A 15188-nucleotide genomic window follows, 5' to 3' on the forward strand; every position below is an offset into this window, starting at 1 on the left:
ACCGAGGCATGATCTTCCTTGCTGACGTGTCTTCGGTGTTGCCTGAGTGTTAACGCTCACAAACACCGAGTCAAGATCCTCGATGGAACTGATCGGAGGTGCTCAGGCGGGCGGGGTGCGGGCGCCCGCGGCGGCCAGCTTGTGCAGCAGGTCGGCGGCGGTGAACGGCTTCTCGATGAACGTGATGTCGCTCCCCAGCACGTGGGTGCTGCCGAGCAGCCCGTTGCTGTAACCGGACATGTAGATCACCGGCAGGCCGGGCTGACGTCCGGTGAGCAGCTCGGCGAGGCGCGGGCCGGACATCTCCGGCATGATCACGTCGGTCAGCAGCAGGTCGCAGCCGTGCTCGTCGTACTTGGCCAGTGCCTCCCGGCCGTTGTTCGCGATCACCGCGTGGTAGTCGTTGTCGGTCAGGATCCGGGTGATGATCCGCGCCAGCGCGACCTCGTCCTCGACGACCAGCACGGTCCGGCCGTCACCGCGCGGTGGCGGGGCCGTGCGATCCTGTCCCGCGGGCGCGTCCACCGGGGCGTCGACCAGGGGCAGGTAGATCCGGAAGGTGGTGCCGACGCCCGGCTCCGAGTAGACGTTCACGCTGCCGCCGGCCTCGGTGACGATGCCGTACACCGTGGCCAGGCCCAGCCCGGTGCCCTTGCCGCGCGGCTTGGTGGTGAAGAACGGCTCGAAGATGCGCTCGGCCACCTCGGGCGGCATGCCCTCGCCGGTGTCGCTGATCTCCAGCTTGGCGTACCGGCCGGCCGGCAGCGGCGGCTGCATGTTGAGCTCGTCGCCGTCCAGATCCGTGACGCTCGCCTCGAGGACCAGCGTGCCACCGTCCGGCATGGCGTCGCGGGCGTTGATCGCCAGGTTCAGCAGCACCTGCTGGAGCTGGCCCGGGTCGGCGTGCACGGTCAGCGGCGTCGCCGACGGCACCACGACCAGGCGGATGTGCTCGCCGATGGTCCGTTCCAGCATCGCCTCGATCTCGGCGAGGGCTTCGCCGAGCCCGACGTTGCGCGGCTGGATGGCGTCCCCGCGGGTGAAGGTGAGCAACTGCCGGGTGAGGTTGGTGGCCCGCTCGACGGCGGTGCGGGCCTGGATCAGGTCGGCCTGCACCCCGGGCCGGTCAGCGGTCTCCTCGATGGCGAAGTCGGTGTAGTTCGCGATGATCGCCAGGATGTTGTTGAAGTCGTGCGCCACCCCGCCGGCGAGGTTGCCCAGACTCTCCATCCGCTGCGCCTGCTGGGTGCGCTCGGCCACGGCGCGCTGCCGCTCGGCGTGCTCCTTGGCCGCGGTGATGTCCCGGGCGACCGCCGAGATGCCGGTGAGCGTGCCGGCGTGGTTGCGAATCGGGGTCACCACCGCCGAGATGTCGATCGGGGTGCCGTCGCGCCGGGTGCGCCGGGCCTCGTACCGGATGCTGCGCGCCCCGTCCCGGAGCTCGGCCAGCGTCGTGGACTGTTCACCGGCGCCGGGCTGGTCGGCCAGCACGGTGGCCGGCCGGCCCAGAGCCTCCGCGGTGGTGTAGCCGAAGAGCCGCTCGGCGCCACCGTTCCATGCCGTGATGATGCCGTCCGGGGTGAGCCCGATGATCGCGTCGTCGCTGTGCTCGACCACGGTGGCCAGGGTCGCCCGATGCGCCTCGGCCACGTCCCGGGCGGCCCGCTCCCGCGCGCCCGCCTCGTCCAGCCGGTGCCGGCTCCACGGGTCGACGTAGATCGCACCCTTGCTGAGCAGCACGCCGTACCCGCGGCGCAGCGTCCAGTAGAAGCAGGCCACGGCGGCGGTGACGGTGTCCCAGACCGCGGAGACCCAGAACCAGCCGCCGGAGACGGCGTGCCGCGCCGGATGCCCGGCCCCGTGGATCGCCGCCAGCAGCGAGGCGAACGCGTGCAGCCCGTGCCCGACCGAGCAGCTGAAGAAGATCAGCGCGGTGGCGGTGGCCAGCTTGTTGCTCCGCAGTTGCCCGGCCCGGCTGACGGGCACCACGATGGCCACCGTGATCGCCGCATAGGTGACCATGATGACGAGATTGGCGAGCAGGAACATCTGGTCCGGCACGCTCGTCTGATCGGCCACGCCTCACAAGATCTAAGAACCTTGCAATGTCTTCGTCACAGGATTGTAATGGGAGCGCTCCCATGTAACGATGACGGTCACTGCCTACGTTTCCGCCTCGTCGAAGGGAACGCAGATGCGCGCACTCGCCCGGCTGGCCCTCGCCACGCTCGTGGTCGCGGCCCCGCTCACCGCCGTCGTGGCCGCCCGCGCGGCTGACGATCCCGTCCCCGTCACCGTTCTGACCAGCGACTTCGAGGACGATACGGTGCAGGGCTGGACCGGCCGCTCGGCCGAGAGCCTGGCGGTCAGCGCCACCGTGGCGCACGGCGGCACGCACAGTCTCGCGGTCACCGGCCGTACCGCCGCCTGGAACGGCCCCTCGCTGAGTGTGCTCGGCACGTTCGAGAAGGGCACCGCGTACACGATCTCCGCGTGGGTGCGCCTCGCCGAGGGGGCGGACAACGCCCGGCTCAGCGTCGAGCGCCGCACGGACGGGACCGCGACCTACGAGACCGTGGTCGGTGACACCGCCGTCGATGCCGGCCGCTGGGTCCAGTTGACCGGGCACTACACGCTCGCCGCCGACGTCGACTTCCTCGCCGTCTACGTCGAGACGGCAGCCACCACCGGCGGGGTCTACCTCGACGACGTGACCGCGAGCTACGTGCCCGCGCTGCCGATCCAGGCCGGCATCCCGTCGGTCAAGGACGTGGTGACCGAGTTCCCGGTCGGCGCGGCCATCACCGGCGCCGAGATCACCACCGTGCACGGCGACCTGCTCGCCAAGCACTTCAGCTCGGTCACGCCGGGCAACGCCCTGAAGTGGGACGCGACCGAGCCGGCCGAGAACTCGTTCACCTACGCGCAGGCCGATCCGCTGATCGCATTTGCCGAGGCACACGCCATGGCGGTACGCGGGCACACCCTGGTCTGGCACAACCAGACGCCGGCCTGGGTCTTCCAGGACGCGAACGGCGCCACGATGACCGCGACCGCCGAGAACAAGGCGCTGCTGCTGGCGCGGCTGGAGAACCACATCCGGAACGTGGCGGCCCACTACGGCGACACGATCGGCACCTGGGACGTGGCCAACGAGGTGATCGACGAGTCGCAGTCCGACGGCCTGCGCCGCAGCAGCTGGTACACCATCACCGGGCTGGACTATCTCCGTACCGCCTTCCGGGTGGCCCGCGAGGTCGCGCCGCACGCCACGCTCTGCATCAACGACTACAACACCAATGTGGCCACCAAGCGTGACGCACTGTTCAACCTGGTCGTGAAGCTCAAGGGCGAGGGTGTGCCGATCGACTGCGTCGGCCACCAGATGCACGTCAACGTCAACTGGCCGTCGATCGCGGACACCGAGGCGATGCTGAGGAAGTTCGAGGGCATCGGCGTCGAGCAGCAGATCACCGAGATGGACGTCAGCATCTACACCGGCAGCGGGGAGTCGTTCCCGGCCCCGCCGGCCGATCGGCTGCTCGCCCAGGCGTACGTCTACCGCGACATGTTCGCGCTGTTCCGCAGGTACCGGGCGGATCTCACCTCGGTGACCCTGTGGGGGCTCGCCGACGACAACACCTGGCTGGACACGTACCCGGTGGCCCGCAAGGACGCGCCGTTGCTCTTCGACACCCGGTTGCAGGCGAAGTCGGCGTACTGGGGAGTCGTCGACCCGTCCAAGATCGGCCCTTCCGCGTCGCCTTCCGTCTCGCCGAGTGTCCCGGCAAGCGTCTCGCCGAGTGTCTCGGCGAGCGCCGGCGGTTGTGCGGTCACCTATCGCGTCACGGGCAGCTGGACGGGCGGTTTCCAGGGCGAGGTCAAGATCGCCAATTCGGGTACGGCCGTGATCAGCGGCTGGAAGCTCGGCTGGCAGTTCACCGGCGGCCAGACGATCGCGCAGCTCTGGAACGGCTCGGTGACCCAGTCGGGCGGCGCGGTGACGGTGACGAACGCGGCCTGGAACAGTGCGATCCCGGCCGGTGGCGCGACCTCGATCGGCTTCCTCGGCTCGTGGACCGGCGGCAACCCGGCGCCTGCCGCCTTCACCGTGAACGGAACCACCTGCACCGTCCTCTGAGCGGATCGGAGGGCTCCGGAAGTTTCGGAGCATGCTGAAACTTGACTGCCTGTTCAACGGTTGACGCTTATAGATGAAAGGCTATACGTTACCGGGACGCGATCAGCATGTTTCCGAAAGTTTCGGAGCGCTTTCTCCCACCGGAGGCGTCCCATGCGCCATCACCTCGCGGGCGCGCTAGCCGCGCTCGTCCTCCTCAACCCCGTCCCCGCCCAGGCCGCGCACGCCGAGCACAAGGCGACCGGCTATCTCTCCACCCAGGCCGGCCCCGGCCGTTTCCCCCTCGTCGAGCGTGGCACCGCCGCGCCCATCGTGACCAGCGCCAACGACTACCCGGGCGTCCTGCGGGTGGCCGGCGACCTGCAGTCCGACCTGGGCGCCGCCACCGGCGTCACCCCCCGCACGGCGCAGGACACCGTCCCCGGCGGCCGCGACCCGATCATCGTCGGGACCATCGGCCGCTCCACCCTCATCGACCGGATGATCGCCACCGGAAAGCTCGACACCCGTGGCATCGCCGGGAAGTGGGAGACGTCGCTCCAGCAGGTCGTCGACCACCCGCTGCCGGGCGTGCGCCGGGCGTTCGTGATCGCCGGCAGCGACCAGCGCGGCACGATCTACGGCGCCTACGACGTGTCCCGGCTGGCCGGCGTCTCACCCTGGCACTTCTGGGACGACGTGCCCGTCCCGCACGCCGACGCGCTCTACGTCCTGCCGGGCCGGCACACCCAGGGCAGCCCCAAGGTCAAGTACCGCGGGTTCTTCATCAACGACGAGAATCCGAGCACCGGCACCTGGGCGCCCGCGTTCTTCGGGCCCGGCAAGGCCCCCGGCTATCCCGGCGGGCTGAACTCCGGCTACTACGCCAAGGTCTTCGAGACCATGCTCCGGCTCAAGGCCAACTACCTGTGGCCGGCCGTCTGGGGGCGCGCCTTCGCCGAGGACGACCCGGCCAACCACGCCACGGCCAGCTACTACGGCGTCGTCATGGGCACCTCGCACGAGGCGCCGATGATGCGCGGCATCGAGGAGTGGAACCGGCACCCCGCCGGCACCGGGGAGTGGAGCTTCCGCCGCAACCCGGACGCGATCAAGGACTACTGGCGGACCGGCATCGAGCGGATGCGCGACGAGGACATCGAGGGCGTGGTCACGCTCGGGATGCGCGGCAACGGAGACGTGAGCCTGCCCGACGGCGACGGCATCGACCTGATGAGCTCCATCATCGACAGTCAGCGGCAGATCCTTGCCGAGGAGGGCATGCTCGGCGCGCCCCAGGTGCAGACCCTCTACAAGGAGGTGCAGCGCTACTGGGACCAGGGTTACCGCCCGCCGGACGACGTGACAGTGGTCTTCTGTGACGACAACTGGGGCAACATGCGCAAGCTGCCCGACGCGTCGCTCCCGCCGCGCGGCGGTGGCTACGGCATGTACTACCACTTCGACTACGTCGGCGACGGACGCAACTACAAGTGGGCCGACACCGTGAACCTGACCAACACGTGGGAGCAGCTTCACCGTGCGTACACCTCAGGGGTCGATCGCCTCTGGGTCGCGAATGTGGGCGATCTCAAGAACTCCGAGCAACCCACCCAGTTCTTCCTGGACTACGCGTGGAATCCGGACGCCATCCCGCTCAGCGGGATCCAGGACTGGGAGCGTCGTTACGCCGCGGGGAGCTTCGGCACGTCACTCTCCGCTCCGATCGCCGAGATCCTCTCCCGGTACGGCGTTCTGCAGTCCCGCCGCAAGCCGGAACTGCTCAACCGTCGCATCACCCTGGACCCGGCCAAGGACGTCCGGACCGACCCGACCGCGGTGATCTACGACGACCAGGGGAATCCGTTCAGTCTCACCGATTACGCCGAGATGGATCGGGTGGTCGCCGAGTGGCAGGCCCTCGCGGAGCAGGCCACCCGCGTGCGCGCCCGGGTGCCGCAAGCCTGGCAGGACGCGTACTTCCAGCTGGTGTATTACCAGGTGAAGGCCACCGCGAACCTGTATGAGCTGCGACGGGCCGAGTTCACCAACATCCGGTACGCCGCTCAGGGCCGCGCCGCGACCAACGCCCTGGCCGACGAGGCGGAGGCACGGTTCGCCGAGGATCAGGCACTGAACGCGCACTACAACACCGCGCTCGCCGCCGGGAAATGGAAGGACTGGCAGCTCCAGCCCAAGATCGGGTACGGGAACGTGGCACGGTACGGCCCGAACGCCCCGTGGCAGCAACCGGAACTGAACAATGTGGCACTGCCGGACGAGATCTACCCCTACCTCAAGCGGATCGACGTGCCCGCGGGCGCGGCGCTCGGGGTGGCGCTCGACGGCGGGGACGCGGCCACGCTGCCCGAGTTCAGCCCGTGGCAGGCCCAGTCCCGGCAGTACCTCGACGTCTACAACAAGGGCACGACCCCGTTCACCTACCGCATCACGGCCGGGCAGCCGTGGGTCCACGTCAGTCACGCCTCCGGCACTGTGGATCAGCAGGTCCGGGCGTACGTCTCGGTCGACTGGAAGCGAGCGCCGGCCGGGGTCACCGCCGTACCGCTGAAGATCGAGGGCGCGGGAAGCACGGTCCAGGTCAGCGCGCCGATCCGCAACCCCGGGATCAGGCCGCGGGGGTTCGCCGAGGCCAACGGGTACGTGTCGATCCCGGCGACCGGCTTCGACCGGAAGACCGGCACGTGGCAGGTCCTGCCCGGGATCGGCAAGACCGGTGACGGGGTGATGCCCGTCAGCGCCTCGCCGGGACTGGACTACCGGGTCACGCTCACCACCACCGGACCGGTCAAGATCTCCGCGCTGCTGATGCCCCGCAACGGGTCACTGCGCTACTCGGTCTCGGTCGACGGCGCGGCACCGCAGGTCGTCGATGCGGTCGCGGCCACCGGCGCCAACGACACCACGATGAACCGGCAGTGGGCGCGCAACACCTCGGACAACGTCAACGTCACCACGACCACGCACGAGATCGCCACGGCCGGGACCCACACCATCTCGTTCCGGGCGCTCGACTCCGCGGTGATCCTGCAACGGTTGATCGTGGACACCGGCGGGGTCAAGTACAGCTATCTCGGCCCGCCGACCAGCCGGAGGTTCTGATCATGAGAAGACGCGATCTTCTGGCCGGTTCCGCGGGCATCACCGTGGCCGGGCTCGTCCCGGCCGCCCTCGCCCCGCCCTCACCCGCCACCGCCTCGGCGACCCCGCGATCGTCCTGGGTGCACACCTGGACGGCGATGCCGCAGCTCACCGAGCCGGGCAACCTGCCGCCGGCGCCGTTCACCGGGACCGACGCGGTGCTGGCCGACACGACGCTGCGGCAGACCCTGCACACGTCGATCGGCGGGAAACGGCTGCGGGTCCGGTTCTCCAACGCGTTCGGGACCACCGACCTGCCGATCACCTCGGCGGCGGTCGCGGTGCCGCTCGACGGCCGGGCCGGGGTCTCCGCCGTGGCGGCCGGCACCTCACGGGCGCTGACCTTCGGCGGGCAGACGTCGGTCGTCGTGCCGGCCGGGGCCCAGATCGTCTCCGACCCGGTGCCGATCACCGTCGCGGCGCGGTCGAACCTGACCGTCTCCGCCTACCTGGCCGCCGGTCAGGCCGGGCTGAACCTGACCGGGCACCCCGGCTCCCGGACCACGTCCTGGCTGGTCAACGGCGACCAGGTGGAGAAGCCCGAGTTGTCCGGCGCGGTGCCGGTCGACCACTGGTACCTGATCAGCGGGCTCGAGGTGACCGCCTCCGACGCGGCCGGAGTCGTCATCGTCGGCGACTCGCTGACCGACGGGCGCGGATCCACCACCAACGGCAACGACAGGTGGCCGAATCAACTCGCGGCACGGCTCGGCGACCCCCGGCTCGCCGTGCTGAACCAGGCCGCCGGCGGCAACCGGGTGCTGCACGACGGGCTCGGGCCGAACGTGCTCGCCCGCTTCGACCGGGACGTGCTCGGCGTCAGCGGGGCGGCCTGGGTGCTGATCTTCGAAGGCGTCAACGACATCGGCACCGCCGCCGCCACCGAAGACGCTCAACGCCAGGTGATCACGGCGCTCACCGGGGCGTACCGGCAGATCGTGGCCCGCGCGCACGCCCAGGACCTGCGGGCCTACGGGGCGACGATCACGCCGTTCGGCGGGAACACCGGATACGACGACCCGGGCGGCCTGCGCGAACGCGCCCGGGTGGCGGTGAACGGGGTGATCCGGGGCGGGATCTTCGACGCGTACGTGGACTTCGCGGCGGCGGTGGCCGACCCGGCGTCGCCGTCCCGCCTCAACCCGCTGTACGACGTCGGCGACCACCTGCACCTGAACCCGGCGGGGTATGCGGCGCTGGCCGCCGCCGTCCCACGCCGCCTCTTCTGACCTCGGCGGGCCGGTCCGCTGCTCCGGCGGCAGGCCGGCCCGTCCCGCGGTCAGGCGGATCCTGCTCACGACTCACAGGGACCGCAGGGCTCGGGCTCGTTGTACTTCTACTCGTCCCACCTGGCGAGGAGGCTCTGGAGGCGGGGGTCGCCGGTTCGGGCCGCCGTGTCGTGGAGGGTCTCCACCAGGATGTAGCGGTCGCCGTCGAACACGTCGGCGGCCATGGTGGCGATCAGCGGCTCGACGGCGCGGTCGTCCCGGCGTGCCGCCAAGCCGGCGATCGCCTCCAGCCGGACGTCCGGCTCGTCGTCGAGGCGGGCCGCCAGAGCCGTGCGGATCTCCGGTGTGTCCGTGTTGGTCTGACGGGCGAGGCCGAAGGTCGCCCATTCCCGCACGGTGGGATCGGTGTCCGCGGAGAGCAGCACCAGCGTCTCCAGCGCGTCCTGCTCCGGCCGGCCCAGCAGTCCGGACGTGACCGCCTCACGGACCTCGGCGGAGCTGTGGTCGCGCAGCCGGACCAGGAGTGGCACGCTGCGGGCATCGCGGACGTGGCCGAAGGCGTACGCGATCGACTCGAGCACGGCGGGCTCCTCGCTGTCCCGGGTCGCCATCGCGAGCAGCGTGGTCACCACCTGCTCGCGGGCCGCATCCTCGACCGGGAGTCGGGCATCCTCGACCGGGGGCTGGGCATCGTCCACCCGGCGTTGGGCATCGTCCATGCGCCGTTGGGCATCGTCCACGCGGAGTTGGGCGAGGATGTCGGCGGCGAGTTTGCGCCGGGCCGGATCGGCGTCCCGGCTCAGTCGTGTCGCCTCATGCAGGGCAGCTTCGCCGCCGCGGAACTGCAGGCGGGCGATCAGCTCCCACCGTCGGTCCTCATCGGACGCGAGGGCCTCCTCGACGCTGTCGGCGACGTCGGCCGCGGTCATGGTCATGGGCGTCATCGTGGGACTATGTTCGCGGGGTGGCAACCGGGTTTCCCTGGTTCGTACGATGGGCGGCGCTTACCGACCGTAGCCACATGGGGGACACATTGGCGGATGAGTCCGCGGCCGGTCCGGTGCGGGTGTTCTGCACCGAGCTCGGCGAGATGCGCCGCAGCTCGGGACGGAGCCTGGCCGGCGTCGCACACGACCTGAGGATGAGCCGGGGCCATCTGTACACGATCCTCAACGGCGAGGTGAAACGGCCGCCGGACTGGTCGCGAGTGGTGGAACCGCTGCTCCGGGCGTGCGGCGCCGACGACGCGACGGTGGCGGCGTGGCGCGGGCGGCACCAGGTGCTGGAGCAGGTCTACGAGCAGTTGCGCCGGCACCAGCCGTCGCCCGCGGCCGGTGTCTCCCGGACCCGCCGCTCCCGCTCTCGCGCTTCGGCGGCCGAGAGCCCCGAGTCCGGCAGCGCCACGCCCGGCTCCGCTGCGTCCGGCTCCGCTGCGTCCGGCTCCTCCGTGGCCGACTCCTCCGCGTCCGGCTCATCCATGGCCGGCTCCTCCACGGGCGCGGTTCCCGCACCGGGGGAAGCTGGGACCGAGGAGTCGGGGGTCGACGAGTCCGGGCCGAGCGCGCCGGAGCCCGGGCCGCTCGAAGCACGAGTGCCCAGGCCCAGGGACTCCGGCGGCGCCGTTCTGGTGGCGGATCGTCCCGAACCGGCGCCCCGGGCCGCCCGGCGCTGGATCTTCTGGACCGCGCAGGCCGTCGTGGTGCTGGCCGCCTTCACCGCGGGCATGGTCATGGGTCGTGCCACCGTCCCGGAGCCGACCGTCACCGCGCAGGTCAGCCCGGCCGACCAATGCCGCGACGTGCGCCCCGCCGCGGGAACGAACCTGCTCGCCCTGCCGATGGTCGCGCCCAGCGGGGCTCCGCACAGCCGCGCCTGGTGGCGCAACGATCCGCGGGTCGACGATCCGGGCGACGACCCCGGCGGCTTCCAGGTGGTGGCCCGGCACGGCTCGGAGGATCCGTGGGACCTGCTGGTGGTGCACAGTTGCAATCCGATCGTGCGGGACAGGCCGTACACGCTGAGCTTTGTCGCCTCGGCAAGCGTCCCGGTGACCGTGACGCTGCGAGTGCAGGACGACAAACCGCCGGTCTACACGCCGTCGCTGTTCGAGGAGATCGCCGTCGGGCCGGCCGGGAAGCAGTTCACCTTCGGCTTCCGCGGCGCGATCAGCAACCCGGCGTCGGAGCTGACCTTCCAGCTCGGCGGGCACCCTGACGACTTCCGTCTCACGGTCTCGGCGATCACCCTGATCGCCGGCTGACCCCGGCTTTATATTGAGCGCTGTCAGGTGTTGTCCGGTGCCGGCCCCGGAGCGAACCACGGTGAGCTGCGGAAAAGCGCTTTCAGTCCGGTGTTGATCGGAGGTTCCGCAGTGCACCGGACGTCTCCGGTTGGCTGATCGTAGTGTTGCCTCTGCGGCAAACCCCACCGGTTCTGGCGCGCGGCCTTTCTGGGGGCGAGGTTCTGCTGCTGCCGCACGGGGGAGAGGCAACAGCAAAAGGGGTACGGCCACCTGGCCGTACCCCTTTTGCGGAAGTGCGCCGACCTCAGAGAATGTTGATCTTCGAGGTCAGGGTGGTGAAGATCGACGAGATCTGGTTGCCGAACCCCGTGACGGCGACGATGCAGATGCCGGCGATGAGGGCCGCCAGCAGCGAGTATTCGACGACGGTGGCGCCCCGGTCGTCCTCGGGGAGCAGGAGTCGAGCGCGGAGATATGCCGCGATCATGGCGAGCTGTTCCACTGGCGCATCCTTGCGTGGTGTCGCCGCCGCGCCCGTGGGTCCGGGTCGCCGAGCGGTGGGGTCAGGAGATGACGAGCTTGCCGGTCAGGGTGGTGAAGACCGAGGCCACCTGCTTGCCGAACGCCGTCACGGCGACGATGCAGATGCCGGCGATGAGGGCCGCCAGCAGCGAGTACTCGACGGCGGTGGCACCCTCGTCGTCCCGCTGCCGCGAGAGGAGGCGAGCCTGCACGTAGGCCGCGATCATGTTCAGCTTGTCCATGGCGTATCTCCTGTCATGGGCGAGCCGCCGGGGTGGGCGACTGGTGGCACCTATGTCTTCGTCCGACCGATCGCGGGCTGAAGCCGTCCGCCGGTGCGGAACAGTTGTGCAGCGTTGCGAATCAGGACGCCTTGGCCCTGTGCGGTCCAGCAGGCGGGGACAGCGGTGTTCGGATCCGACGCGAGGAGGTCGCGCGCGGCTGGCGCTCATCGTGGTGTGGCGGTCGCCATGACCACCGTGGTGACCAGCCACGAGCCGGCGCCGGTGCTGCTTCCGTGCCGGCCCCGGCGCGGCTCACGCTTGCGGGCTGGTCCTCATGGTCGTTATGAGGCACGAATAAGGACCATGAGGACCAGCTGGAGGGGCTGGGCCGCGCTGCTGCCGGGAGGGCGGCGCCGGTCGCGTTGTGGGCGGGGACGGGCGGGTCTACGACGACCGGACAGCCTGTGGCCGGGCCAGGAAGGCGGCGAGCAGGGCGACCAGGCAGAGCACGGAGAGGCTGACGAAGCCGGCGCGGAACGAGCCGGTCGCGTCCTTCACCGCGCCGAGGGCGTAGACGAAGGCGAAGCTGCCGAGGTTCGCGCAGAAGTTGCCGAATCCGCTGAGCAGGCCGGCTCGCTGGGCGCCGAGCACCGCGATCGGCAGGGCGAACAGCGGTCCGAAGTAGACCTGCACGACCACCGAGATCATGGCGACCACGGCAAGCACGGCAGGCATCCCGGGTACGTACGTGAGCAGCGCCAGCCCGATCGCGAGGGTCGCGAGCGAACCGCCGATCACCAGCAGCGGGCGGCCGATCCGGTCGGAGAGGTAGCCGCCGAGGTAGTTCGCCGGGGCGGTCAGCGCGGCCCCGAGCGCGGCGACCAGGCCGGCCGTGGTCAGCGACTGGCCACGATCCACGACCAGCCACGTGGGCAGCCAGAACGTGAACCCTTGGGCGACCGCGAGCCGGGCGAACTGGATCACCCCGGTCAGCCAGACGATCCGGTGGCGCAGCAGGGCGGGCAGGTCGCCGGCGCGGACCGGGTTGTCGCTCGGCGGTTTCGGAACGGCCGGTCCGGCGGCCCGCCGGTACAGCAGGAGAGTGCCCAGGCCGGCGGCCGCGAACAGCCCGAACAGCCAGCGCCAGCCCACGTGCCCGACGAGCAGGGGGCCGACGGAGCTGAGCAGGATGTTCGACGAGAAGCCGCCCGCGACGTAGAGCCCCATCGCTGTCGCACGCCGGTCGCTGGGGAACTCCGCGCTGATCAGCAGGAGGCCCGGCGCGAAGACGAGCGCCCGGAAGAACCCCGAAAAGGCTTGATTCACCAACATCATCTGGTACGACGTGAGCACCGCGAACAGAGCGGCCAGCACGTTGGTGCCGAGCAGGCCCACGAGGAACAGCGTTCGCGGGGAGAACCGGTCGGCGAGGAATCCGGACGGGACCTGCATCAGTGCGTACACCAGATTGCTGGCCGCGGCGAGCGTGCCGGCCTGCGCGAAGGTGAGCCCGAGGTCGGTGCGGATCAGCGGCAGGAACAGCGCGATCCCGCCGAAGATCAGCGCCTGGGTGCTCTGGCAGACCACGAGCAGGGTGATGATCGCGCGGCGCATCGGGCGATGATCGCACGGCCTCAGGGAATGGGCATGCGGGCCGAAGAGGGAGATGTCGACTCGCTTCCGCCGAGGAGGGCAAGGGTGCACCTGCCACGTCTCACCATCAAGTTGCGCCTGATCGTCTGCGTGGTGCTGCTGACCGGGCTGTCATTGCTGCTGGTGGTCACCTACATCACGCGGCACAACACGAGTGAGGCGCGCCGCACCGGCCTGGCGTACGCGCAGGAGGTCTCCCTGCGCAACGCGGCGGTCGTGCAGCAGGGCCTGCTGATCGGGCTGGGCTCGGCGCGCGAGCTGGCGCAGGAGATCCCCGCGCTGGCCGACGCCGGCGGCACCCGGAGCATGGTCAACTCCCAGCTGCGGTCGGTGCTGGTCAGTCACGAGGACTACATCGGGGTCTGGACGTTGTGGGAGCCGAACGCCTTCGACGGCCGGGATGCCAGGCACCGCGGCATCGACGCGTCGCACGACGACACCGGGCGGCTGGTGCCCTACTGGTTCCGGGACGGGACCACGATCAAGACCGAGCCGCTGAAGGACTACACCGAGGAGGGCGCCGGGGACTACTACCTCCAGGTGCGCGACAGCGGTAAGGAGAAGCTGGAGGAGCCGTACTCCTACCAGGTGGGCGGCCGGGACGTGCTGATGTCGTCGCTGGTGGTGCCGATCTCGGAGGCGGGCAAGGTGGTCGGCGTCGCGGGGGTCGACATGCCGCTGGACAGCTTCGCCACGATGGTGAACGGGATCAAGCCGTTCGGCACCGGCTCGGCCATGCTGCTCAGCGCCGCCGGTCAGGTGGTGGCCGGCGGGAGCGCCGAGCAGGCCGGCAAGGCCGCGGACAAGGACGTGGTGGCGCTGGCCGCGCAGGCGGCGAGCAGTGGCGGGGCGGTCCGCCGGATGATCGGTGGCGAGGACGGCCAGGTGCAGGTCGCCGCACCGCTGGTGGTCGGCAGCGACGCCTGGTCGCTGATCGTCACCGTGCCGATGGAGACCATTCTGGCCGACGCCTCCGCGGCGCGGAACACCGCCATCTGGATCACGCTGGTCGCGGTGCTGCTCGCGGGCGTGATCAGCTGGCTGCTGGCCCGCTCGCTGGTGCGCCCGATCGAGCGGCTGCGGGACCGGATGGCGCAGATCGCCGACGGCGAGGGCGACCTGACCCAGCGGGCCGAGGCCACCCGCGACGACGAGTCCGGTGATCTCGCGAAGGCGTTCAACCGGTTCGTGGAGAAGGTGGCCGGCACGGTGCGCGGGATCGCCGGCTCGGCCGACGAGGTGCGGGCCGCCGCCGACCGTCTCAACGACACCACCAGCCGGCTCGGCGCCGACGCGGCCCAGGTCTCCGACAAGTCCGGCACCGCCTCCGACGCGACCCTGACGGTCAACGAGGGGGTGCAGTCGGTGGCGGCCGGCGCGGAGCAGATGAGTGCGTCGATCGCCGAGATCGCCTCCAGCGCCGCGAAGGCCGCCGAGGTGGCCAACAACGCGCGGGCCGTCGCCGAGGGCACGAACAGCCAGGTCGCGGAGCTGGGCGCGGCGACCGAGGAGATCGGCGACGTGGTCCGGCTGATCACCAGCATCGCCGAGCAGACGAATCTGCTCGCGCTGAACGCGACGATCGAGGCGGCCCGGGCCGGGGAGATGGGCAAGGGGTTCGCGGTGGTGGCCGGCGAGGTGAAGGAGCTGGCCCAGCAGACCGCCCAGGCGACCGAGGAGATCACGAACCGGATCACCGCGATCCAGTCGATCAGCGGCAACGCGGCCGCGGCGATCGGCGAGATCGTCCAGGTGATCGCGACGATCGGCGACTACACCACCTCGATCGCCTCGGCGGTGGAGGAGCAGACGGCGACCACGGCCGAGATGAGCCGGGGCGTGTCCGACGCGGCCGGCAGCACCGGGCGGGTGTCCGAGGCGATCGGTGAGGTGGCCGAGGTGGCGCAGAAGGCGTCGGCGAACGCTCGGGACGCCCAGTCGGCGGTGGCCGACCTGTCCCGCCTGGCCGGGGACATGACCGCGCTCGTCAACACGTTCCGTTACTGAGGGCCCGAGGAACGTTTACGTTAACATCG

At 70.5% G+C, this 15188-nt stretch carries 10 protein-coding genes; 5 read left to right on the top strand and 5 right to left on the bottom strand.

Going from position 1 to position 15188, the window contains the following annotated elements; translation table 11 throughout:
- Positions 1-102: 102 nt before the first annotated feature.
- Positions 103-2079, bottom strand: coding sequence for an ATP-binding protein (locus Acy02nite_RS07800; protein ID WP_239174417.1), 1977 nt, complete (start codon positions 2077-2079; stop codon positions 103-105).
- Between the two features lie 70 nt (positions 2080-2149).
- Between Acy02nite_RS07800 and Acy02nite_RS07805 the strand changes: the two genes are divergently transcribed.
- From Acy02nite_RS07805 to Acy02nite_RS07815, 3 genes are all read left to right on the top strand, one after another.
- A complete protein-coding gene (locus Acy02nite_RS07805; protein ID WP_239174419.1) occupies positions 2150-4141 on the top strand; it encodes an endo-1,4-beta-xylanase in 1992 nt (663 codons plus the stop codon).
- Between the two features lie 153 nt (positions 4142-4294).
- The gene (locus tag Acy02nite_RS07810) at positions 4295-7243 is read left to right on the top strand and encodes a glycosyl hydrolase 115 family protein (protein ID WP_203739149.1); all 2949 of its coding nucleotides are present in this window, start codon (positions 4295-4297) and stop codon (positions 7241-7243) included.
- Positions 7244-7245: 2 nt separating this feature from the next.
- On the top strand, positions 7246-8511 hold the full coding sequence (locus Acy02nite_RS07815; protein ID WP_203739150.1) for an SGNH/GDSL hydrolase family protein: 1266 nt from the start codon (positions 7246-7248) through the stop codon (positions 8509-8511).
- A gap of 107 nt (positions 8512-8618) precedes the next feature.
- Here Acy02nite_RS07815 and Acy02nite_RS07820 read toward each other — a convergent pair whose 3' ends face one another.
- Positions 8619-9446: a HEAT repeat domain-containing protein gene (locus Acy02nite_RS07820; RefSeq protein ID WP_203739151.1), complete on the bottom strand. Its 828-nt coding sequence runs from the start codon at positions 9444-9446 to the stop codon at positions 8619-8621.
- A gap of 86 nt (positions 9447-9532) precedes the next feature.
- Between Acy02nite_RS07820 and Acy02nite_RS07825 the strand changes: the two genes are divergently transcribed.
- Positions 9533-10771 carry a helix-turn-helix domain-containing protein gene (locus tag Acy02nite_RS07825; RefSeq protein WP_203739152.1) on the top strand — a complete coding sequence of 413 codons (1239 nt, stop codon included), beginning with the start codon at positions 9533-9535 and terminating at the stop codon, positions 10769-10771.
- A 286-nt stretch (positions 10772-11057) separates the two neighbouring features.
- On the opposite strand, the gene Acy02nite_RS07830 is transcribed toward Acy02nite_RS07825, so the two are convergent.
- The 3 genes from Acy02nite_RS07830 to Acy02nite_RS07840 all read right to left on the bottom strand — a co-directional run bounded on the left by Acy02nite_RS07830 (position 11058) and on the right by Acy02nite_RS07840 (position 13113).
- Positions 11058-11255: a Flp family type IVb pilin gene (locus tag Acy02nite_RS07830; RefSeq protein WP_203739153.1), complete on the bottom strand. Its 198-nt coding sequence runs from the start codon at positions 11253-11255 to the stop codon at positions 11058-11060.
- Between the two features lie 61 nt (positions 11256-11316).
- A complete protein-coding gene (locus Acy02nite_RS07835) occupies positions 11317-11517 on the bottom strand; it encodes a Flp family type IVb pilin (protein WP_239174421.1) in 201 nt (66 codons plus the stop codon).
- A gap of 426 nt (positions 11518-11943) precedes the next feature.
- Positions 11944-13113, bottom strand: a complete 1170-nt coding sequence (locus Acy02nite_RS07840) for an MFS transporter (RefSeq protein ID WP_203739154.1) — start codon at positions 13111-13113, stop codon at positions 11944-11946.
- A gap of 84 nt (positions 13114-13197) precedes the next feature.
- On the opposite strand from Acy02nite_RS07840, the gene Acy02nite_RS07845 reads away from it, so the two are divergent.
- Positions 13198-15159: a methyl-accepting chemotaxis protein gene (locus Acy02nite_RS07845; RefSeq protein WP_203739155.1), complete on the top strand. Its 1962-nt coding sequence runs from the start codon at positions 13198-13200 to the stop codon at positions 15157-15159.
- The last annotated feature ends 29 nt before the right edge of the window (positions 15160-15188 follow it).

The organism is Actinoplanes cyaneus, from assembly GCF_016862095.1.
GTDB classification, from domain to species: domain Bacteria; phylum Actinomycetota; class Actinomycetes; order Mycobacteriales; family Micromonosporaceae; genus Actinoplanes; species Actinoplanes cyaneus.

What these genes read in the sequence shown, in the direction of transcription:
- Acy02nite_RS07805 (WP_239174419.1), top strand. Translation starts at nt 2,150, where the DNA reads ATGACGGTCACTGCCTACGTTTCCGCCTCGTCGAAGGGAACGCAGATG.
- Acy02nite_RS07810 (WP_203739149.1), top strand. Translation starts at nt 4,295, where the DNA reads ATGCGCCATCACCTCGCGGGCGCGCTAGCCGCGCTCGTCCTCCTCAAC.
- Acy02nite_RS07815 (WP_203739150.1), top strand. Translation starts at nt 7,246, where the DNA reads ATGAGAAGACGCGATCTTCTGGCCGGTTCCGCGGGCATCACCGTGGCC.
- Acy02nite_RS07820 (WP_203739151.1), bottom strand. Translation starts at nt 9,446, where the DNA reads ATGACCATGACCGCGGCCGACGTCGCCGACAGCGTCGAGGAGGCCCTC.
- Acy02nite_RS07825 (WP_203739152.1), top strand. Translation starts at nt 9,533, where the DNA reads ATGGGGGACACATTGGCGGATGAGTCCGCGGCCGGTCCGGTGCGGGTG.
- Acy02nite_RS07835 (WP_239174421.1), bottom strand. Translation starts at nt 11,517, where the DNA reads ATGGACAAGCTGAACATGATCGCGGCCTACGTGCAGGCTCGCCTCCTC.
- Acy02nite_RS07840 (WP_203739154.1), bottom strand. Translation starts at nt 13,113, where the DNA reads ATGCGCCGCGCGATCATCACCCTGCTCGTGGTCTGCCAGAGCACCCAG.